This window comes from Cytophagia bacterium CHB2, from assembly GCA_030263535.1.
Lineage (GTDB): Bacteria > Zhuqueibacterota > Zhuqueibacteria > Zhuqueibacterales > Zhuqueibacteraceae > Coneutiohabitans.
Genome location: SZPB01000073.1, coordinates 1 through 20,838, shown reverse-complemented (window position 1 = coordinate 20,838; position 20,838 = coordinate 1). Strand labels below are relative to the sequence as shown.

Here is a 20,838-nt window from a genome sequence, read left to right as displayed (position 1 = left end):
TGTGCGGAAACGGAGAAGATACGGCTTCCAGACCCCGCAGGTGGGGGAATTATCCTGACCCAGGTGGGGGAATTAAGTTGACCCTGGGTGGGGGAATTAAGTTGACCCTGGGTGGGGGAATTATCCTGGCCCTAAGGCAAGAAGGTGGGGGAATTGTCGTGGCCACCGACCTCACGCCGCCCTGGTGTATCGAGCGCATAGAATTTTCGCAAAGCGCTTCAGGTCAACGGCAACTTCACCTCTATCTCACCTTTCCCAAAGGTGCCAAATTCAAGGATGAGGCCGGCGTGGAATGTGCGGTTTATGATACCCAGCCGCGCACGTGGCAACATCTAAGCTTTTTCCAATATCCTTGTTTCCTGCACGCTCGTGTGCCTCGCATTACCACAAGTGCAGGAAAGGTGAAACAAGTTCCGGTCGCCTGGGCGCGTGAGGGCAGCGGCGTTACTCTACTCTTCGAAGCGTTTGCCATGTGTTTGATTGAAAATGAAATGCCCATCAACAAGGCGGCCACCATTTTGGGTGTTTATCCCAACCGGCTGTGGACGATTTTCAATTACTGGATTGAACATGCCTTCGAGCGAGATGATCAAACCCATGTGACGAACATTGGCATTGATGAAACCTCCAGCAAGAAAGGCCATGACGATGTGACGCTCGCGGCGGATTTGGATGCGCGCCGGGTGCTCTTCGCCACGCCTGGCAAGGATGAAGCGACCATTGATCGCCTACAAAATCACCTTCGAAGCAAGGGTGTGCCGCCAGAACAGATTGCGCATGTCAGCATCGATATGTCACCGGCTTTTATCGCCGGCGTGACTCACAACTTCGCAAACCCCCAAATCGTTTTTGACCGTTTTCATATCGTGAAGTTGCTCAATGAGGCGATGGACGAAGTTCGCAAAGCCGAGCGGCGAGAACATCAAGAGCTGAAAGGCCATAAATATACCTTCCTGAAAAAGGCGGACAACCTCTCCGTTAAACAACTAGCGGCATTGGCCGAGTTGATCACGCTTTATCCTACGCTGGGTAAAGCGTATCGCCTCAAAGAACTCTTTCATGACTTCTGGGACTTCGATGACAAAGAACAAGGTCTGGCCTTTCTATTCTACTGGTGTGCGGAGGTTGAAACCTCCGGCATTGCAGCCTTCAAAAAGTTCGTTAAAACTCTCAAGAGCCATTGGAGTGGAATCATCAACTATATCGAAGCGAAATTCGCTAATGGTGTTCTGGAGGGCATCAATAGCAAAATTCAGTTAGCCAAACGACGCGCCCGCGGTTATCGCAATATTGAGAACTTCATCAATATGATCTACTTCATCGCAGGCAAACTCAAATTCAACTACCCAGCTTTTCAACATAGAGCCAAAAAAGTTAGGTGGGCTCACTCCGGGGTACCTTCTTTCCGACTAGATGGTACCGCCATTCGGGGTGTATTTCGCGTCTAACTCCACCCATGGATGTGGGCGACTACACAATAACTTCAACGTATGCCCGTAAAACTTCCGCGACACTCCATGCCTGAGCTAGGCACCCACGCGGCGTGTGCGGGAACTCGCCGTCGAAAATCTCTGAAATCGTTCCCAAACCGGCCTGATTGAGATGCGGCTTGAGATTTTCCATGAGTCTTCGTGCGCGCGGCTTACCGGCTTTGCCTTCCACGGATAGAATTGCACTTACTAGCGGCCCGAGCAGCCAGCTCCAAACCGTGCCTTGATGATAGGCACTGTCGCGCGACCATTGATCGCTGCCGTAATGAGCGCGATAACTGGGATCATCCGACGCCAGACTGCGCAAGCCTACCGGCGTGTAGAGTTTTTCTTCGACAATTTTGAGAACCTGCTTGGCTTTTTCGCCTTCAAGCAGAGCAAACGGCAAGCTCAACGCGAAGATTTGGTTCGGTCGTAAATCAGAATTGTAATAATCGCCGTCGATGTAGTCGTAAAGATAGCCGCCTGCTTCATTCCAAAAGGCTTCAACAAATTTCTCCTTCACCTGTGATGCCTTTTGCGCAAAACACTTCCCTTCCTTTATATCGCCAAAGCGCTGCGACAACTCTGCAATAATCATGAGAGCGTTGTACCACAGCGTGTTGATTTCAACGGCCTTGCCTTGGCGTGGCGTCACCACCCAGTCACCGATCTTGGCGTCCATCCAAGTGAGTTGCACACCCGACTCACCGGCATACAACAAACCGTCGGCCTCGACGTGAATGTTGTAGCGCGTTCCGCGTTCATGCCATGAGAGAATATCACGCAGAATCGGCAACAGCTCATCGCGCACGAAACTCTCGTCACCGGTCGCGTACAGATATTTGTAAATGGCGATGAAAAACCACAGTGTCGCATCCACGGTATTGTATTCCGGTTGCTCGCCCGCATCGGGAAAACGATTCGGCAGCATGCCTTGGCTCGTGCTCTGTGCAAAGGCGCGCAAAATTTTTTTCGCATCTTCAAAACGGCCAGTGATGAGACAAATGCCCGGCAACGCAATCATGGTATCACGGCCCCAATCGGAAAACCAATGATACCCGGCAATGAGCGTGCGTAAATTCTCGCCACGCCTGACTACGAATTGATCCGCGGCGAGTGTTAGCATTTTGGAAAACTCGTCTTTGCTTGATGGCCCTTCACAAAGTTGCTCGCGACGGCGTTTCTCCGCCGCGAATAATTGGAAGGCATCGCGGCGCACGGGATTCTCGGTTGAGATAATAACGCCAAGCTTGTCACCACCTTTGAGTTCAAGCTTAAACTGGCCGTGCGTGAAAAGATCTTCGCGATAATCCAAGCCGCGATACTGCTCCATGACGTATTCAAAGTTACGATACCAATCCGGCTGCGCTTCAAAGGTAGCGCCAGGTATTGCAATGAACAACTCGGGTACGCCCTCATAAGGTTGTACGCGAAAGAAGCCTTCGCTAAAGTCTGCTTCACGCCGAATAGCGCCATTGGCGTGCGCCATGCTGTGATAATCACGATAGGCAATGAACGGCCGTAACTCGAACGAGAATGCCGAGGATGCGGTCAAAATCTCATACAAAACGAGCGTCGTATTTTCACCGTTGACGGCAGCGATAGTTTTGCGCAGTCGCACGCCGCCAGCTTCATATTCAAAAACCGGAAACAAATCCTTCTCGAAGGAACGCAGATATTCAAAACCACGCGGATGTACAGCGCCGGGGTAGCGGTTGCTTCCCAACTCGTAATGTTGTCCGGCGATCACGAGGTCTTCATCGAGTTTGGATAGCAGCACCTTGCGCCCCACCGGTGGATGCGTTGCCGCGACGAGCAAGCCGTGATAGCGCCGCGTGTGCGCGCCGGCGACGGTTGAGCTTGCCCAGCCGCCGAGGCCGTTCGTTTCGAGCCATTCGCGGCTGATCGCCTCGTCAAAATTTGTGGTGAGAGGTTCATCAAAAGAGATGGGCATGTTGAGGTTCCTTTTACGCCATTGCGAATCGCGCTGCGCTATGGCTGGTTTTCGTCTTTTTGAAGATTCGTGGCCGAGGGGATTTTTTTTGTAAAAGCTGTGCCACTGCAAGCGTAAGGTTTTCACTATCGTGAAACTTGTAGACAAACTGATCCGCCATCCATGAGCGAAAGTCCTGCAACGGTGCTGCCGTGCTGGTTTGGAACAGGATTTTGATGCCTTTCCAATGGTCGGCAAAAGCGACCAGCTCGTTGAGATTTTGGTGATCGAGATCAATAATCATGAGATCGACGGCAACGTCGTGAAGCAATACGACGATGTCATTGAGATGGCTCGCGGACCAGACCTTGTGGCCCTGCCGTTGCAGCCGCGCTCGCAGCAAATGTCTCCGGCTGGGGTCGGATTCATTGAGCAGAATAGTGGCCATGATCTTCCTCTTTTTTAGCTCGTTACCTGCATGGATTTGTTCATGATTTGGTCGCTTGCACGGTTCAATCCTTACAGGCGCCGTTGTTTGATGCGGCCTTTTGACGGCCTAAAACAAAAATCCCACCATAAGCAAAGCCCGTTTTCTGGGCGATTTTTACGATGGGATTTTGCATCACGTCTGCGATTGTGATAATCTCACATCGCACGTGCAGAAACGGTTGCCGCAAATGCGTCGGCGCTTCAACGCGCTACCCTACAACAACGGCTGTCATTTTGCCTTCATTCCGGCGCAGAGCTGTTGAGCATGCGTTTGAAACGCTCGCGCGTTGCTGAGGGGAGGGAAGGATTCGCGGAGGGATTCATTTCCTCAATTTGCCCTGCCTGCTGGTGCGCCATTTCTCGCATGAGCTGCAGTTGCTGAAAATATCGTAAACACAAACTACACGTCATAAAGTGCAGTTTCATCTGGATTCGCTGTTTAAGCGGCAGCCTTCGATCCATAGCATCTGAGGCCATACGTGTCACTTCCTTGCAAGTGGGCAGCTTATGCGCCAGCCAGATTTTAAATCTCATTTTTAAAGTCATAAAAACTCGTCGCTGATAAAATTTATTGATCCGCCCTTGCGGTTGCCTCAGCTCGAAGTGATGTCGTCAAGTGTTATTGGCAAGTATCAGAATCGAGATCAGCCGGTCACCGATTTGTCGACCCAAAATAAGAAAACTTACACGGAATGGAAGAAGAATTTTCACCCCCGAAATAAAGGATCGGCTTCCTGAATCAGTGCGAAAATAAACAGATAACCCCACCGTCCGCCACGGACAAATGGGGTCTTGTGTTCTATTTACGAATTTAAACGTCTCTACTTGAATTATAACTCTGCGACCTCACAGAATACTTTAATAGCGCCCGTGGCCGTGGTTAGTTGGTTCAACAGGTCCTGATAATTTTCCAAGCCTTTGACCGGATGTGTGAGCAGGCGCTTGAGCCAGCCGCGGTACTCCGCTTCGGCATGAGCCATGTCCTTCACGCCCATTTCAAAGTATTCGCGATTCGCGTTGACCGTGCCGACGGTGACTTTGTTGCCCAGCACGTATTCGAGATTAATTTTGTCCGCCGGCACTTCGATCATCTTGTTGGCACCAGTGATACTGGAAAGCACCAGTACGCCGTTTTTGCCGAGCGCTTGCATGCTCTCAAACACTACCGAAGAGGCGCCGGTCGCCTCAAAGATGAGGTCGAACGGGCCGTACTTTTTTGCACTTTCAACAATCGGCAAATCCACCGTCGTCTCGTAACGCGCGCCAATCGCTTCGAGCAGATCGGAGTTGAGATAAGGCTTGGGCGTGCGGCCAAGTGTCACGACTTCGAGTCCGCGCAAGCGCAAGGCGAGTGTTGCCAACAACCCGACGGTACCCGCACCCATTACTGCTGCTTTGCGCGGACGCCACACTCGCAAGCGGCGTTGAATTTCATACGCCTGCGCGATGCCTTTTTCCACCACCGTCGTCGGTTCGAGTAAAACGCCAACTTCCTTCAGGCCGCGCGGAAATTTGACGATATATTCCGGATCATCGACGTAATACTCGGCGAGAAAACCGTGGCGCAGATTGATTCCGCGCTCGTAATACATATCGTCGGTGGTCATGTCGTAGGTGCCGATTTGATCATAAATCGAATGGCCAGGACGACGAACAGTGGCCACAACAAAATCGCCCACTTTCAATTCTGTTACGTTTGGGCCAACCTCTTCAACAATGCCAAAAGACTCATGGCCGGTGATGAGATAATCATAGCCCTCCGGCGCGGCGCCGTATTCGGCTGCATTGATTTCTTTGTCTGTGCCGTCCACACCGACGCGCAGCACTTTCACCAGCACGCCACGGCCATTCGGTACATCAGATACTTTTGGTTTCGGCACCTCACGCAGGTGCATGGAATTGGGTTTTCCCGGAAGGACTGCAATGGCTTTCATTTTTTTCTCCGTCAGTTCCAAACTTGAGTTGCAGGGCAGTTGGGTTTCGTTGGTTAGTCGTATTTTATCCGACAACCTTACAACGAAGGCAATCAGCCTTGCCAACTCTTTATTCATTTCTCCATTGCTCGGGGCTGCAGCAGCTTCGCCACCAAGCCCGTCCACCCGGTTTGATGCGAAGCCCCTACCCCGCGGCCGTTGTCGCCATGAAAGTATTCGTGGAACAGCACGTAATCGCGGAAGTGCGGGTCGTTCTGAATCTTCTCATGATAATTGAGCACCGGACGCCGGCCGGTTTCATCCCGCAAAAAGATGCGCGTCAAGCGGTGAGACAGCTCGTTGGCCACTTCGTTGATCGTGAGGAAGCGGCCGGAGCCGGTCGGGCACTCGACTTTGAAATCATCGCCGTAGTAATGATGAAACTTCTGCAGTGACTCTATGATGAGATAATTCACCGGCATCCAGATCGGGCCGCGCCAGTTCGAGTTGCCGCCGAACAAGCCAGAATCGGATTCCGCCGGCTGATACTTCACCGTGAACGCATTGCCATTGGCCTGAAAAACGTAAGGGTGATCCTCGTGAAACCGTGACAAGGCCCGCACGCCGTAATCCGCCAGGAACTCGGTCTCGTCCAGCATGCGCTTGAGCAGGCGCTTCATGCGATGGCCGCGCAGCAACGAAAGCAAGCGCCGCTCGCCCGGTCCCGGCTCATGCCAGCGCGACACCAGACTCGCCAAATCGGGACGGTAATTGAGAAACCATTCCAGGCGTTGCTTGAACTCGGGCACTCGGTCGAGCAGCTCCGGCTCCAGCGTTTCCACGGCAAACAGGGGGATCAAACCCACCATCGAGCGGACTTTCAGCGGTACATGGGCATCGTTGGGCAAATGCAGCACATCGTAGAAGAACTCATCTTCCTGATCCCACAAGTCGGTGCCATCGCCGCCGATGTTCGCCATGGCGCCGGCGATGTAGAGAAAATGCTCGAAGAATTTGGTCGCCATGTCTTCGTAGACGTGATTGTGCTGCGCCAACTCCAGCGCAATGCGCATCATGTTGAGCGAATACATCGCCATCCAGCTCGTGCCATCCGCTTGCTCGAGGTGGCCGCCGGTGGGCAGCATGGCGCTGCGGTCGAACACGCCGATGTTATCCAGGCCAAGAAAACCGCCTTGAAATATGTTGTGGCCTTCCGCGTCCTTGCGATTCACCCACCAGGTGAAATTGAGCAGCAGTTTTTGAAAAACACGTTCGAGAAACGCGAGATCGCCCTTGCCGCCGTTGCGCTTGCGGTCGATCTGAAAGACACGCCACGTTGCCCAGGCATGCACCGGCGGATTGACGTCACCAAATGCCCATTCATACGCCGGCAGTTGACCGTTGGGATGCATGTACCACTCGCGCGTCAGCAGCACCAACTGCTCCTTGGCGAAATCCGCGTCGATCATCGCCAGCGGAATGCAGTGGAACGCCAGATCCCAAGCCGCGTACCACGGATACTCCCACTTGTCCGGCATCGAAATAATATCGGCATTGTTGAGATGCAGCCATTCGTGATTGCGGCCGTGCTTGCGGCCTTCCGGCGGCGGCGGTTGTCCCGGATCACCGTTCAACCATCGCGGAATGTCGAAATAATAAAACTGCTTCGACCACAACATGCCGGCAAACGCCTGGCGCTGCACGTCTTTGGCGTCTGCTTCTTTGATGGGCGCCTGAATCTCCGCGTAAAACTCGTCGGCTTCTTTCTGGCGTTGGGCAAAGGTCTGATCAAAATCAGCAAACGCCTGGTCCGCCATGATCGCGACGTTGCTCAAACGCAGGCGCAGCGTTGCTGATTTGCCGGCGGGAATTTCGCGGCGATAATGCGCCGCCGCCTTTGTGCCGATTTGCGCCGGATTCACCGCCGCCAGGTTGCCATGCACGACGTACTCGTTGATGCCATCTTTAAAATAGCCGCGGCCTTCGACGTTATACAAGCGCTTGACATTCGTCTCATTTTCACAGAACAAGAATCTCGGGTCCCCTTCGCACAGCAGCCACCTCTTGCCGAGATCGGTTTGATTGATTTCAATGCCGCCGCGCGCGGTGACGCCCATGCTCGGCTTGTGGCCGTTCACACCCCACGCCCAGGTGTTGCGCAGCCACACCGTCGGCAGCAGATGCAGTGTTGCTGCTTCCGGTCCGCGATTATGCGCCGTGATCCGAATCAAAATATCATCCGGCGCGGCTTTGGCGTATTCGATGAATACGTCGAAATAGCGATCGTCATTGAAAATGCCGGTATCGATCAATTCAAACTCCGGCGCGCCCTTGCCGCGGCGGCGGTTTTCTTCGACCAGCCAGCCGTAGGGAAACTCGGCGTGTGGATATTTGTACAGCATCTTCATGTACGAATGCGTCGGCGTGCTGTCGAGATAGTAGTAATACTCCTTCACGTCCTCGCCGTGGTTGCCCTCGTTGCCGGTGAGACCGAAAAGGCGCTCTTTTAGAATCGGATCGCGACCGTTCCACAAGGCCAGTGCAAAGCACAACAATAATTGGCGCTCATCACAAATGCCGGCAAGGCCTTCTTCACCCCAGCGAAACGCCTTGCTGCGCGCCGCATCGTGCGAGACAAACTCCCACGCGTTGCCATACGGGCTGTAATCTTCGCGCACCGTGCCCCATTGCCGTTCGGTGACATACGGCCCCCACTTCTTCCACGCGGCTTTTTGCGAGCGGGCTTCGGCGAGACGTTTTTTCTCCGCGTTCATAGAGTCTCCATCACTTGAAAAGGGTTCCTATAACTTCCTGGCCGTTGTATCAAAGCCCGAAGGCTTCGTGCGACTCGAAATATCATGAACCTCAACCCAGCCGAGGTTGGAACATTCTGGGACGGGCACCAAACAAATTATCTCTCCACCAGGCGCAGCGCGTGACCGTCGGGATCACGCACAAGGCCGCCCTTCCGGAAGCCCAACTCAGCGGCAGGCATCGTCACGGTCGCAGCCGGCGAGACGAAGCGTGCGCCGCTCTGGCGCAGGCGCTGCAGCATGGCGTCGGCATTCGCGACCACCAGCGTCGTCTGCCAATGAATCAAATCGTTGGCGCGAATGTCCAATGGAGTAGGGCGGCCGTCACGTGGGGCAAGATATTCGAGAAACTCAATGCCCGGTCCGGTCGCGGCGCGCAGGCCGCTGATGCGCAAACGCGCGCCAAACACGTTGTTGAGATGTTCCTGCTCGGTACCGTAATTCTCGCTCTCGCCCGCCACTTTCAAACCCAATAAATCGCAATAAAATTTCAAACTCTCTTCCGTGTTGGAAACGACGATGGCCGTGTGATCGATTCCGAGAAATAATTCGTTTTTGCCATTTGCGCCTTGCCCCTTGCTTTGCCACTTGGGATCGCCCTTTCCTACTGGAAAGTAGATGATCTCGAGATGATGGCCATCGGGATCGCGAAAATAAAACGCCCGAATGCCGGCGGCGGCTTGGTTCCAATCCGGAATGCGCTGGGGGCCGGTGGAAGCATGCTGCACGTTGTGCCGCCGCAGATGCGCATAGGCCTTGTCCATGTCGCTCACGACGATGGCAATGTGTTGAAACCAGTGATCATTGCTGCGCATATCCACCGGCACCGGCCGGCCCTCGGGCGCGAGATAATCGGTCAGCTCGATGAATTCCTCGCCGAGCTGCAGACGCGCAACGCGCAGGCGCAGGCCAAACACCCCCTGCAGATGCTCGTAAGCCTCGCCGGCCACTTCAACCTCAGACACCTTGCTAAAGGGCAAAACGCTGGTGTAAAAATCAAGGGCGCGATCCAGTTTTGAGACCGTCAGCCCGATCGCCTCGACTGCGTTGACAGCCTCTTGACTGAAGGAGAATCGCGACGGTGCCAGCCAGGCGATCACCAAGAAGCTGAGGAACAAACGGATCTTCGTGTGTTGGCTTTGTGACTTCATGCGTGGTTTGTCCTTTGCAGGTTAGGCTTTGTCAGAATCACCGCCGGAGGCTTGTATTATTGGGAATGCAGGCAAACATGAGTTGTTATCCGCAGATCATCGCAGATGACGCAAAGGTATCATGGGTACAGCCAATTTGCAAGATTCTGCGCCAGCGGCGGAGCGCTTTTGTTCTCAGCGTCCATCTGACGCAACAACCACCACGCTATTCAAACCGCCAAAGCCATCCGGCATTTTTTCGGGATTGGCGGGATCATCGCACCAACGCTCTTCGTCGACCAGAAATTTGTATTGATAGCGGCCTGCTGCCGGCACAGGATGGGCGGCGCGCCAGATGCCACCCTCCATCTGTTTGGCAGGGATGCCGGTGCGCCAGTCGTTCCAACTGCCGAAGACTTGCACGCGGCGCGCCTGATGATCGTGCAGGACAAAATTCAGCTTCGCGTCCTTCAGGTGCGGCGAATGGAAATGGCCGTTGCGCACGCCGTGCTTTTCACGCAACGCCTGCGCCAGTGCGCGGCCGGCATGCAATGCACCCGCGCCCTGACGCGCGCGCGGCACATTGGCAATTGGCACGGCGGACTCGAGCAAAGCACTGCGCAACAAGAACGGCGCGAGTTTGGGATTGGCTTCCAGCATGCAGGCCGCGACACTGGCGGCCAGCGGCGCGGCGAAGCTGGTGCCATCCACATGCTGATAAAACGGCGTCACCAATTTGCACTCGGCGATGCGGCTTTCACAGTTCCGATCACCGCGCCGGCGGCGCGCAAAAAGCTCCTGCGCTTCCCGGGCGAGCGCCGTCCCCGGCAACACCGGCGCCACCACCCAAATGCTGGGCGCCACCAGTTCCGGCTTGAACGCGCCGCCCAGGGATTCGCCATAGTTGCTGTGCCACAACTCGACTTCATCATGATTGAACGTGTTCTTGTCATCCAATCCGCCAATCGTAAGCGCGGATGGCGCTGTCGCTGGTGGCAGCAAGCGGCGCTCGCCATTGTTGCCGGCAGCAGCAAAGACAGATACGCCCTCCTGCACCAGCGCCTCGACTTCGGCATCAATGGGATTGTCCTTCAGCGTGCCGATCGGATCAGCGCCGAGCGATAGATTCACCACACGCAGCGCCAGCGCCAGACGATTTTCGCGCAGCCAGCGCAGCGCACGAACGATGCTGTCATTGGTGATCCGGCCGTCGCGATTCATGGTCTGCACCAACACGAGGCTGGCGTCGCTCGCCAGTCCGCGATAGAAGCCCTGACTCAACCAGCCATTGCCGGCGGCGGCCACGCTGGTCATCGTGCCATGCCATTGACCGGCAGCGGCCTCCTGCGCTCCCGGCCAACTCGGCGTTTCATTCGCTTTGAAAGAGCGCGCCTGCAACACCGGCTCGCTGGCATCAATCCAGGCGCGAATACGATTCACCGGCTGCACCAAATCCGGGTGCGGAGAGAAGGCGCTGTCAACCATCGCCAGCGTAACGTTCCTGCCGGTGAAGCGCGGATCCGCATGCAGACGCAGCGGCGTGGGCAGTGCACCGAAGGCGGCTTCGGCATCCAGCAGCCAGACCGCTTGCAAGCTCTCATGCAACGCCGCTTCGCCTTGGTGCAGCAGTGTGTGCAGCAAATACTGCTGCACACAAGCCGGACACGCGCCGTCAGCCCGGCGCCACTCCGGATGATTACGGCGCAATTGCGCTTCGACTTCCGATGAAATCCACCCGGCTTGTGCCAAGTGTTCGCGCGGCGTTGGGGTTTCGCACAATGGGCAAAAAGTTGTAGACGTCGTCGTCATGATTATGCTCTCATGGATTGGTGACGTGCTGGATTGATGTGCCACTCAGTCATCTAACATTCCAACAATCCGCCAATCCGAAATCATTTCAACCTTTGCAATAAGTGATCTCCCACCCGCAGCGCGTTAGCCATGATGGTCAACGCCGGATTCACCGCGCCACTGGAGGGAAAGAAGCTGGCATCGACAACGTAGAGATTGTCGACTTCATGCGCCTTGCAGTGGGGGGCGAGCGCGGAAGTCCGGGGATCATTGCCAAAACGAATCGTGCCGTTTTGATGCGCGACGCCTGCCAGCGGGATGCGTTGTCCCAGGAAGCGTTGCAGCGGAATGATATGCTCCATGCCTTCAATTTGCCGCAACAGGCTTTTGAGTTTTGCTTGCAAGCGCTTGTGGCCTTCTTCATTGTTTGGTGAATAAGCCAGCATGACATTGCCGTTGCGATCCAATGTCACGCGATTGCTGGGATCGGGCAGGTCTTCGGAGGTCAGCCAGAAATCGAGCGAGTGCTTTGCCATAAAGTCGAGCGTCAAGCCGGGCACAAATGGCGGCGCGCCGGCGGAGAGCGTGGTGCCGTCAAGTTTGCCGACGAAGGAAATGAGGCCCATGGGGAAATCCCATTCCTTCGACTTGAAATAAAAATCATTGAGTGCGAGCGTCTTTTGAAAGATTGACGAATTGGGATGCTGCGAAATTGCCAGCACAATAGAGTTGATGTGGCCCATATAGTGCCGACCCACCACGTCCGAGCCGTTGGCCAGGCCGCGCGGATGTTTGTCATTTGCAGAACGCAGCAGCAACCCGGCGGAGTTGATCGCGCCGCACGACACGACAACGACATCTGCCGAATACGTTTCTTTCGCGCCATTGCGCTCGACGTGAACCTGCGTCACTTCGCGTCCCGTGGCGTTGGTTTCGAGGCGAGAGACGTATGCATCCGTGAGCAGAGAAACGTTAGGATGCTTGAGCGCGGGATCGACACACACCACTTGCGCATCGGCCTTGGCGTAAATCAAACAAGGATGGCCATCGCATGTATCGCAACGAATGCAATGACTGCGCAAACGATCCTGCTCGTTCAGCATAATGCCGAGCGGCACGTGAAACGGCTGGTGCCCGAGTCGGACGAGATCATCGTGCAGCTTTTGAATGCGCGGCTCGTGGCTGACTTTGGGATAAAGATACGGTGCACTTGCCCACGGCTCGGTGGGATCGACACCGCGTTCGCCGTGTACATGATAAAGATGCTCGGCTTTGGTGTAATACGGCTCCATCTCATCATAGGAAACCGGCCAGGCCGGCGAGAGGCCGCCGTGATGCTTCAGCTCGCCGAAATCTTCTTTACGCAAGCGAAATAAAGCCGCGCCGTAAAACTTGGTATTGCCGCCGACATAATAATTGGTGTGAGGATGCAAGGCTTTGCCATCCTTGTCTTTCCACTCTTCTTTGGTGTTGTACTTGGCTTGCACGTTGACCGCGCGTGTGCTCCAATTGTCCTTTTCGCGCGGCACGTAGTTGCCGCGCTCCAATATCAAAACCTTTTTGCCGGAGGGCGCGAGCTGATAGGCAAGCGTGCCGCCGCCCGCGCCGCTGCCGATAATGATCACGTCATAATGATTGGCACTGGCCATGGTCTTCTCCTGAGGTTGTCGCTGACTTGATGCGCTGCCATTCAGACATTGGTCGAAAATCCAGCGGGAAACTTACACCAGCGCGAAACGGTTCACCGGCCCGGCAGCGTTGCGAGACTCGCCGGCTCGGCAACCGTCTGGCCGTTGCGGGCCGGTTGGCCGTCCTCATGTTGGTGCGAAACCGCGGGCGCGCGCAACGTTTCGAATTGCACGAGATCTTTGGAGAAAAACAAATCCAACGTCCAATCCAGCGCCACCCGGATTCTTTTCTCCCAGCGCGGCAGCTTGCTCAGATAAATCGTGCGCCACATCCACCAGGCCAGAAAGCCGGAGAAGTTGAAACCGAAAATGCGCGCGACGCCGGTGCGCCGGCCAATGGCGGCCAATTGCCCGATGGTTTTGAAAACAAAAGGACGCTTCCGGCCGCCGCGCACCGCGGCCGTGATGTTCTGCGCGAGCACCCTGCCCTGCCGGATGGCATGTTGCGCCGTGGGCGGGTAGGGCTTGCCCTCGGGATCCGGCACGACTGCGCAATCGCCCAAGGCCCACACCCCGGACCAACCCGGCACCTCCAGGAAAGCATTCACCATTACACGCCCCTTCTCCAGTCGGCACGGCAACTTTGCGAGCAACGGGTGAGGCGAAGTGCCGGCCGTCCACACCAAGATATTCGCCTTGATCAAGGCGCCATCGCTGAGCTCCACGCCGCGGTCCGAAATTCCCTGCACGCGCGTGTTGGTGCGAATTTCGACCTGGCGCTGCCGCAACTTCTCCTGGGCATAGCGGCCGAGTTGTTCGCCCAATTCCGGCAGGATCACCCCGCCGGGATGCACCAGAACCGTGCGGAGGTATTCCTCCTTGAGATACGGATAAAACGCGACCGCCTCGCGCAGAAAGTCATTCACGCCGGCAATCGTTTCCACTCCGGCAAAACCGCCGCCCGCCACCACCACGGTGAGCAGATGATCGCGCCGGTTCAATGCGCATTCAAAATCCGATTCCTCGAGATTCTCGATCAAGCGATTGCGCAGATGAATGGCGTCACCCAGCGACTTCATGGTCAACGCGCGCTCCGCCAGGCCGGGCAGGTTGAAGAAGTTGGTAAGCGAGCCGAGCGCCAGGACGAGATGGTCGTATTCCAATTCATGATCATGGCCGGACCCGGCGAGGCCGTGAGACACGATCACCCGCTTCTTCACCAGATCGATCGCTTCCACCTCGCCGTCGAAGAAACGCACCCGCTCGAGCAGCTTGCGGATGGGATTCACGATGTGCGTGAGGTCGAGATCGCTGGCAGCGACTTCATGCAGCATGGGCGTGAACAGAAAATAATTCTCTTTATTGATCAGCGTCACTTCCACGCCGGGATCACGCGCCAGCATTTTGTCCAGATAGCGGGCAGTGTACAGCCCGCCAAAGCCACCGCCGAGAATGACGATACGAACAGGCCTGACTGAGTTCATAGCATTGCGCGAGTGTTGAGGTTCTTTTGCCAAATTGAATTTGTTGTTTGGTCGTGATGCACGCCCAATCCTTACATCGCTGGCGCAGGCGTGGCGATGCGGCCCCTCGCCGGCGCGTGGTAAGGAAATCCGCCGCGCGGCGACAAAGCGGCGAGTCCAACTAAAACGCACGGCCGCAGCGCCGTGCCGATTGTGATTATCCGCTTGCCGGAAGGAATACCATGTTCGCTGTGCTGAAGAAACACTGGCCGGAATATTTGATGGAGGCCGCCGGGCTGGGATTGTTCATGGTTTCGGCTTGCGGTTTTGGGGCGCTGCTGGAGCATCCGGCTTCGCCAGTGCGGCAGGCGATTGACAGCGCGTTCGTGCGGCGCGCAGTGATGGGCCTGGCCATGGGACTGACGGCGATTGCTCTGGTTTATTCACCGTGGGGCAAACAGTCCGGCGCGCATCTCAATCCCTCGTTTACGCTGACGTTTTATCGCCTGGGCAAACTCAAGGGGTACGATGCGTTCTTTTATATCATAGCCCAGTTCGCTGGCGGGCTGGCGGGCGTGCTGCTCATGTCGCAGGTGTTGGGTGTGCGCCTGGCGCATCCGAACGTCAATTATGTCGTCACGGTGCCGGGCACAGCAGGTATCGCGCTCGCCTTCGTTGCGGAGAGCCTGATCACCTTCATTCTGATGAGCGTGGTGCTGCTCGTCTCCAATCATGCGCGCTATGCGTCGCGCACAGGCCTGTGCGCCGGCGCGTTGATCGCGGCCTACATCACCTTCGAGGCGCCGTTCTCGGGCATGAGCATGAATCCGGCGCGCACGTTGGGCTCGGCATTGCCCGCGCAGGTTTGGACGGCGTGGTGGATCTACTTCACTGCTCCCTTGCTCGGCATGCTGGCGGCGGCGCAAGTGTATTTGATAACAAAAGGCTCGCCGCCGCGGGCGTGCGCCAAGCTGCATCATCAAAACGTGAAACGGTGCATCTTCTGCGGCAAGCCGCCCGGATAATGCACGGCACGCTTGGAATGAGCGGTCCCAGCCCCCGGCCGGCAGCAGTCTGCAATAGCTTTTCACAAGGACGGGACGACAAAAAGCAAAGGGAGGCACAAAAAGGCCTCTCATCTTCTGGCTGAATCATCAATCAACGAGATCATCAGTATCTCATCATTCTCACTCATTCATTGGAGGTTTCAAATGCCTCGCAACGTGTTGCGTTCTGCCTGGGCCGCGGCGCTGGTGTTGACGGTGGCGGCGGGTTTTGCCAACGACATGACCAAAAGCTCGCCGTTTGCCGGCGTGAAGGCCAATACCGGCTTTGCCATCGCCAGCAAGGAAGGCGGCAAGCTGGTGTTGACGTTGTCGGATGATTTCGTGGTTCCGGATACGCCCGCGCCGCATTGGCAATTGGTCGATTCCAAGGGCAACGTGTATTTGCTCAATCGCTTGAAGATCAAAGAGGACAAATACAACAATACCCTCGTGGTTCCGGCCTATGTGAAGGACGTTGCCAAGGTGCAAATTTGGTGTGCCTGGGCCGAAGTGCTGTTGGGCGAAGCTTCCTTTGCCAAGCCCGTGATGAAGTAACCTGTCGCTGTCGCTGTTGTTGGCCGGCCGGTTGGTTGAGCGCTTCGCCCGCTGCTGCTTTGATCTGCGTGCGAAACCGGGCCTGCGCTTGATCAACCGGCCGGTTGTTGAACGCGAGCGTTTGGCCGGATTCGGGTTCATCGCTTGCTTCCGGTGATCCGGTCGATGGAACACCGGAAGGCCACGCAACGATTCGACTGCAGTCCAGGCGCCCGTTGAGGGATGTCACCGAATACTTGCAAGGAGGTTCATTCGTGAAAACACTTGTAACAACCGTAGCGGCGCTGCTGGCTGCTTTCCTCGCAACCAGCGGCCAGGCGCAATCAACGCTGCCGAAGCAGACGCTGACGCTGGCGGGCGCGAAAAAAGTCATCGCCGCCGCGCTTGCCCAGGCCCGGCAAGTGAATGCGCCCGGCGGTGTGATTGCCGTGGTGGATGACGGCGGCAATCTCATCGCGGTCGAGCGGCTGGACGGCACCTTTGCCGCCGGTGGCCTCATTTCCATTGGCAAAGCGCGCACGGCCGCGATTTTCAAACGCCCGACCAGCGTGTTCGAGAAGATCATTCGTGAAGGCCGCACGCCGATGGTGGCCCTGCATGACTTCACGCCTCTGCAGGGCGGTGTGCCGATTGAAATTGACGGGCAGATCGTCGGTGCGGTGGGCGTGAGCGGTGCCGCCAGCGCGCAATAGGACGAGGAGCTTGCGCTTGCCGGGGCGCAGGCATTGAGCCGAAACGCCAATGGCGCGGCAACTTCCGCAGTGACTTTTTTTGACAACGCCAGCGTGGCGGCCGCGTTCGCAAAGGGACAACCGTTGCTCGAAAACAGCCAATACAAAATTCACGCGAGCCATCGCGACGGCCCCGGCAAAGCCGAAGTGCACGAATACGAAACCGACATCATCTACGTGCTGCAAGGCACGGCCACATTCGTGACCGGCGGCAAAGTCCTCGACGGCCAGGCGATTTCTCCCGGCGAAATTCGCGGCGCCAGCATTGACGGCGGCGAAGCGCGCAAGCTGGTGAAGGGCGACGTGATCATCGTGCCCCAAGGCACGCCGCATTGGTTCAAGGAAGTCAAAGCGCCGTTCAACTATTATGTCGTGAAGTCGTTGACTTAGGCAGGCAGAGATACACGGAAATTCACAGAAAGGAACTGTGAACGTTTCCGTGTATCTCTAGGTAACTCCAGGGCTGTTTCTTGGCTCCGTTTTGTTCGGATTATGAGAAGGATATACTGTAGGACAGTGCGCCCATGTACTGAGTTCCCGCGGGAAAATCCTGACCGTGAATCGGGAAACGCGCAGAGGCTTCAAGATTCAAGCCGTGACGAAACGTGTAGATTAGCGTCGGCGATATTGTGAGCAGCTCGCGACGCTCCAAGAGCGGCGCGCCATTTAATTTGAGCAGCGGCCTTCGCCCGCGCAACCAATCTAGGCTGCTCTTGAAGGTCACCCGCGAAAAAAATTCATAGCCCGCTTCGGCCTGCAGAATAAACTCATCGGCCAGAGTTTGATCGAAGCTCGGATTATCGGTGCGAACACGATAACCCACGCCCAGACCGGCATATCCTCGCAGCGGCCAAAACGATTTGCCCACTTCACCGAGCACTTCAAAATCCCACTGGCCCTCACTCACATTCACGGCTTCCGCATCGATATTGAATTTTCCGGTTGGACTTTTCGCCGCGAGGGTAAGGCTCGCAACCACCGGTTGCGCGAGCGCGCGATACTTGGCGAAGAAGCGAACGTCGCCCAAATTGTTGCTGCGCGGTCGTCGCGGGTTGGCGAGATTGGTGAATTGCAAACGATAAAAAGGAATTTGCACGCCCACTTCGAGCCAATCGACGACACCGTATCTTGCCTCCGTAAAAATCGCGAGCGCTTCGCTTTCGCCACCAACGAACGGAGCGAACGGCGCGCGATGCCCGGCCGCGGTGCAACCCGCCTCGCGAAAGGCCAACGCGAGCGCATCTTGCTCCGTGCAGAAGCGAAGATCGGTGGCTTGATAAAAGACCGCGGATTTGAGCCACAACCGTTTCTTGGGCAATGTCCACGCGCCGGCAAAGGACTCGACCGGCAAAGCAAATATCATCAAAGCAAAGATCAGTAATTTTTTCATGGTGCCATTTTATTCGAAGATTTGTGTTGACGGCCAAAACACCGACCATGCAAACCAGAACGCAGTATGCGCCGGCACCTGCTTCAGCTTCGCGCCCGCGAGCGAACCTGACACGGCCTCGCCTTTGATATTCCACACGCTGCCCGTTAAGTCATCCGTCATCTGAAAAGAGCTCGTGCTCGTTGCAGTGAAAAGCAGAAGCTGGCCGTTCACATTGCGCTCATAAGGAATCACCAGCTTCGCGGACAAATCCGAAACGATCACCACGTCGCGGCCATTGATTTGATCGTTGACCACGGGCTTGCCGTTCAGCTTCGAAAAGGGATAAGCTTTTTGCACGTCGCCTTCGATAAGGCCGAGCACGACGTGTTTCGGTTGAAAGCGCGTGTCGTAATTGCGCGTGCGCAGCGGAAAGAGCGGCTGCGATTGCTCGGAGCGATAATTGCCGTAAGGATAAGCGGTGTAATCGCGATTGAATCCCGTGTTCCGCGAAATGACGACGGTGGCGGGATACAACTCTTTCCATTTTTCCCATGTGGTTTCGACCACGGGCAGCAGCTCGAGGCGATCGACATTCGCAGCGCGATCGGGCGCGCGAAAGAACAGGCCGGTGCCGGTGAGCGGGCAAAACGTCATCATCACTCTTTGGCCGCCGATTTCATCATTGACGATCTCGTGCCACCACAAAATATTTTCCGGATAGGCTCTAGCTTCGCCGTTGATCACCGCGCCTAAAACGAGATCGGTGTTGCGCACGTAACTCGCTTCCGAAGAAGAAGCCGGAACAAACTTGGGATTGGTCAGTGCGGGAATGCCGTCGCGCGGCACACCGCCGGAGGCCATTTTATCGGAGGGAAACGAATTCCAGGTGGGAAAATTCGCCGCGTCGGCGCGGGTGAAATACATTTGCGGAAACAACTCGCTGCGCGAGCCTTGATTTTCGCGATCCCACATCACGAGATTGTTCTCGAAGAGCAGGCCGGACACGCCGAAGCCGGAACCGCCGCGGGAGCCGTTATCGAGTGGATTGGCGCTGTTGTCGTTGTTGCAGGCAACGCCCAACGAGAGCGTTGCGAGCAGAATGAGAAACAGATTTTTTTTCATGGGAAAAACCTCCTGAATGGAGTTACCTAGCGCAATCTAGTTATGACGGCAACAATTGCGGCATAAAGCGTTTGGGCGCAAGTCGAAGCGGTGCAAGCTCATGCACTTTGGCTTTTAGCTCTTGCAAATCGGAAGATTTGATCAAAAAAGCATCCGCCCACCAACACGTGAAATCAAAACGATAGTATGAATAAGCGGTGTTGAGAATCACTTTGAGCCGGCGGTTCTGCTGCATCATCGCGCATAGCACCTCCAGCCCGCTTTGGCCTTCGAGCTTGGCATCGAGTATCACCAAATCAACCCGATGCTCTCTGAGGAATTGCAGGGCATCGTCTCCGTTTGCCGCGGTAAATACTTGATAGCCTCCCAGTTTCAATTCTTGCGAATAGAGCAGCCGCAGATTTTTTTCGTCATCCACAATCAAAATGGTTTTCATGCGCCAACTCCATTAACAGCAAACGGGTGATATGAATCGTTCCATGCGAGGTTCGTTGGCGATTGGAGCGGTCGAATCGGTCAGCGCTCTTTCCAATGCCGAACGGATCATTTTCGTGCTCGGCATGCCGGCATATTTTCCGCCGGCAAGATACACGCGGCACTGCATGCCGAAATCCGTGCGCCGCTCTGCGCCCGTCTCGACGTCGACACCGTTGAGACGAATCGTCGGCGAGCCGAGAAAGCGTTTGGCAATCGCCTCGTCGCGCGAATCGATGCGCATGTTGTGCAGCGTGACTTTGAGGCGGTTTTCACGCAACACGTCAACGAGTAATTTTCGCGCCGCTTCCTGATTGGGGCAGCCGCGAAAATAGAGAAACTCGACGTGCAGGTTCATGGCTTTTCCTCCGTGAAAAATTTTCCGTGGCGGCCATTTGTTGACTTATCGCCGGGCAAGCGGGGATTTTTTCCCGGATTTCCAAAAATTGGATTTCGCCGAGCGCCATAAGCAGCGAATCAATAATTTCTAACCGAACTTCACCGATTAAAATTCCCGCGTGTGCTGCGCCGCCGCCAAATCAAACTCCCCGCAATCAACCAAACCGGCAACACAATCGAAACCACGGACAGCGCGTGCTTGTCAAGCAAGCCGCTTGGTGTCGGCAGTAATCCAAGATGAAATTCCGGGCGCGTCACGGTTTGCGTTGGCGGGGCGTTTTCATAAAAACCCGCCACGGCCAGCGGATCGTCGGGAGCCACCGGCGCTGCGACTTGCTCAACCACTTCAAACTTGGTATAGTAGTCGCCGCCTGTCATTTGCCAAGTGATGAGCGTTACAAGTGTGGCCAGCGCGGCTAAAACGAGAATGATTTTTGTTTGCTTCGTCATGATCTATTTTCACAACCCGGACATGCCGGAACTAAAAAACATTTCACCAACGGATAG

General features: G+C 55.8%; 17 protein-coding genes and 2 pseudogenes. 5 read left to right on the top strand and 14 right to left on the bottom strand.

Annotated elements, in window-relative coordinates; genetic code table 11:
- Positions 1 to 152: 152 nt before the first annotated feature.
- Positions 153 to 1,349: pseudogene (locus FBQ85_09640) on the top strand (ISL3 family transposase).
- 121 nt (positions 1,350 to 1,470) lie between these two features.
- On the opposite strand, the gene FBQ85_09635 reads toward FBQ85_09640, so the two are convergent.
- The 9 genes and pseudogenes from FBQ85_09635 to FBQ85_09595 all read right to left on the bottom strand — a co-directional run bounded on the left by FBQ85_09635 (position 1,471) and on the right by FBQ85_09595 (position 14,653).
- Positions 1,471 to 3,426 carry a glycogen debranching protein gene (locus tag FBQ85_09635; protein ID MDL1875408.1) on the bottom strand — a complete coding sequence of 652 codons (1,956 nt, stop codon included), beginning with the start codon at positions 3,424 to 3,426 and terminating at the stop codon, positions 1,471 to 1,473.
- A gap of 13 nt (positions 3,427 to 3,439) precedes the next feature.
- Complete coding sequence (locus tag FBQ85_09630; protein MDL1875407.1) at positions 3,440 to 3,853, bottom strand: hypothetical protein; 414 nt, start codon at positions 3,851 to 3,853, stop codon at positions 3,440 to 3,442.
- Between the two features lie 365 nt (positions 3,854 to 4,218).
- A pseudogene (locus FBQ85_09625) lies at positions 4,219 to 4,380 on the bottom strand (zf-HC2 domain-containing protein).
- Positions 4,381 to 4,724: 344 nt separating this feature from the next.
- Positions 4,725 to 5,828, bottom strand: coding sequence for a glucose dehydrogenase (locus FBQ85_09620; GenBank protein MDL1875406.1), 1,104 nt, complete (start codon positions 5,826 to 5,828; stop codon positions 4,725 to 4,727).
- A gap of 113 nt (positions 5,829 to 5,941) precedes the next feature.
- Positions 5,942 to 8,581, bottom strand: a complete 2,640-nt coding sequence (locus FBQ85_09615; GenBank protein MDL1875405.1) for a glucosidase — start codon at positions 8,579 to 8,581, stop codon at positions 5,942 to 5,944.
- Between the two features lie 137 nt (positions 8,582 to 8,718).
- Positions 8,719 to 9,771 carry a glyoxalase gene (locus tag FBQ85_09610; protein ID MDL1875404.1) on the bottom strand — a complete coding sequence of 351 codons (1,053 nt, stop codon included), beginning with the start codon at positions 9,769 to 9,771 and terminating at the stop codon, positions 8,719 to 8,721.
- Positions 9,772 to 9,945: 174 nt separating this feature from the next.
- Complete coding sequence (locus FBQ85_09605; protein MDL1875403.1) at positions 9,946 to 11,559, bottom strand: hypothetical protein; 1,614 nt, start codon at positions 11,557 to 11,559, stop codon at positions 9,946 to 9,948.
- Positions 11,560 to 11,642: 83 nt separating this feature from the next.
- Positions 11,643 to 13,190, bottom strand: a complete 1,548-nt coding sequence (locus FBQ85_09600; protein MDL1875402.1) for a GMC family oxidoreductase — start codon at positions 13,188 to 13,190, stop codon at positions 11,643 to 11,645.
- Between the two features lie 92 nt (positions 13,191 to 13,282).
- Positions 13,283 to 14,653 (bottom strand): NAD(P)/FAD-dependent oxidoreductase, encoded by a 1,371-nt coding sequence (locus FBQ85_09595; GenBank protein ID MDL1875401.1) that lies wholly within the window; start codon positions 14,651 to 14,653, stop codon positions 13,283 to 13,285.
- A gap of 221 nt (positions 14,654 to 14,874) precedes the next feature.
- Here FBQ85_09595 and FBQ85_09590 point away from each other — a divergent pair, with 221 nt between their 5' ends.
- From FBQ85_09590 to FBQ85_09575, 4 genes are all read left to right on the top strand, one after another.
- Positions 14,875 to 15,657 carry an aquaporin family protein gene (locus FBQ85_09590; protein ID MDL1875400.1) on the top strand — a complete coding sequence of 261 codons (783 nt, stop codon included), beginning with the start codon at positions 14,875 to 14,877 and terminating at the stop codon, positions 15,655 to 15,657.
- A 186-nt stretch (positions 15,658 to 15,843) separates the two neighbouring features.
- Positions 15,844 to 16,233, top strand: coding sequence for a hypothetical protein (locus tag FBQ85_09585; protein ID MDL1875399.1), 390 nt, complete (start codon positions 15,844 to 15,846; stop codon positions 16,231 to 16,233).
- Positions 16,234 to 16,337: 104 nt separating this feature from the next.
- Positions 16,338 to 16,925, top strand: a complete 588-nt coding sequence (locus tag FBQ85_09580) for a heme-binding protein (GenBank protein MDL1875398.1) — start codon at positions 16,338 to 16,340, stop codon at positions 16,923 to 16,925.
- 33 nt (positions 16,926 to 16,958) lie between these two features.
- Positions 16,959 to 17,354 (top strand): cupin domain-containing protein, encoded by a 396-nt coding sequence (locus tag FBQ85_09575; protein MDL1875397.1) that lies wholly within the window; start codon positions 16,959 to 16,961, stop codon positions 17,352 to 17,354.
- Between the two features lie 100 nt (positions 17,355 to 17,454).
- Here the strand turns inward: FBQ85_09575 and FBQ85_09570 are convergent, their stop codons facing one another.
- From FBQ85_09570 to FBQ85_09550, 5 genes are all read right to left on the bottom strand, one after another.
- Positions 17,455 to 18,354: a transporter gene (locus FBQ85_09570; protein ID MDL1875396.1), complete on the bottom strand. Its 900-nt coding sequence runs from the start codon at positions 18,352 to 18,354 to the stop codon at positions 17,455 to 17,457.
- Between the two features lie 9 nt (positions 18,355 to 18,363).
- The gene (locus FBQ85_09565) at positions 18,364 to 19,458 is read right to left on the bottom strand and encodes a DUF3179 domain-containing protein (GenBank protein MDL1875395.1); all 1,095 of its coding nucleotides are present in this window, start codon (positions 19,456 to 19,458) and stop codon (positions 18,364 to 18,366) included.
- Between the two features lie 40 nt (positions 19,459 to 19,498).
- The gene (locus FBQ85_09560) at positions 19,499 to 19,894 is read right to left on the bottom strand and encodes a response regulator (protein MDL1875394.1); all 396 of its coding nucleotides are present in this window, start codon (positions 19,892 to 19,894) and stop codon (positions 19,499 to 19,501) included.
- Between the two features lie 12 nt (positions 19,895 to 19,906).
- Positions 19,907 to 20,290: a DUF2703 domain-containing protein gene (locus tag FBQ85_09555; protein ID MDL1875393.1), complete on the bottom strand. Its 384-nt coding sequence runs from the start codon at positions 20,288 to 20,290 to the stop codon at positions 19,907 to 19,909.
- A 140-nt stretch (positions 20,291 to 20,430) separates the two neighbouring features.
- Positions 20,431 to 20,781: a hypothetical protein gene (locus FBQ85_09550; GenBank protein ID MDL1875392.1), complete on the bottom strand. Its 351-nt coding sequence runs from the start codon at positions 20,779 to 20,781 to the stop codon at positions 20,431 to 20,433.
- Between the last annotated feature and the right edge of the window lie 57 nt (positions 20,782 to 20,838).

Coding starts and splice junctions, on each gene's coding strand:
- FBQ85_09570 (MDL1875396.1), bottom strand. CDS start 18,354: ATGAAAAAATTACTGATCTTTGCTTTGATGATATTTGCTTTGCCGGTC.
- FBQ85_09600 (MDL1875402.1), bottom strand. CDS start 13,190: ATGGCCAGTGCCAATCATTATGACGTGATCATTATCGGCAGCGGCGCG.
- FBQ85_09590 (MDL1875400.1), top strand. CDS start 14,875: ATGTTCGCTGTGCTGAAGAAACACTGGCCGGAATATTTGATGGAGGCC.
- FBQ85_09610 (MDL1875404.1), bottom strand. CDS start 9,771: ATGAAGTCACAAAGCCAACACACGAAGATCCGTTTGTTCCTCAGCTTC.
- FBQ85_09560 (MDL1875394.1), bottom strand. CDS start 19,894: ATGAAAACCATTTTGATTGTGGATGACGAAAAAAATCTGCGGCTGCTC.
- FBQ85_09635 (MDL1875408.1), bottom strand. CDS start 3,426: ATGCCCATCTCTTTTGATGAACCTCTCACCACAAATTTTGACGAGGCG.
- FBQ85_09620 (MDL1875406.1), bottom strand. CDS start 5,828: ATGAAAGCCATTGCAGTCCTTCCGGGAAAACCCAATTCCATGCACCTG.
- FBQ85_09595 (MDL1875401.1), bottom strand. CDS start 14,653: ATGAACTCAGTCAGGCCTGTTCGTATCGTCATTCTCGGCGGTGGCTTT.
- FBQ85_09585 (MDL1875399.1), top strand. CDS start 15,844: ATGCCTCGCAACGTGTTGCGTTCTGCCTGGGCCGCGGCGCTGGTGTTG.
- FBQ85_09555 (MDL1875393.1), bottom strand. CDS start 20,290: ATGAACCTGCACGTCGAGTTTCTCTATTTTCGCGGCTGCCCCAATCAG.
- FBQ85_09605 (MDL1875403.1), bottom strand. CDS start 11,559: ATGACGACGACGTCTACAACTTTTTGCCCATTGTGCGAAACCCCAACG.
- FBQ85_09630 (MDL1875407.1), bottom strand. CDS start 3,853: ATGGCCACTATTCTGCTCAATGAATCCGACCCCAGCCGGAGACATTTG.
- FBQ85_09550 (MDL1875392.1), bottom strand. CDS start 20,781: ATGACGAAGCAAACAAAAATCATTCTCGTTTTAGCCGCGCTGGCCACA.
- FBQ85_09565 (MDL1875395.1), bottom strand. CDS start 19,458: ATGAAAAAAAATCTGTTTCTCATTCTGCTCGCAACGCTCTCGTTGGGC.
- FBQ85_09615 (MDL1875405.1), bottom strand. CDS start 8,581: ATGAACGCGGAGAAAAAACGTCTCGCCGAAGCCCGCTCGCAAAAAGCC.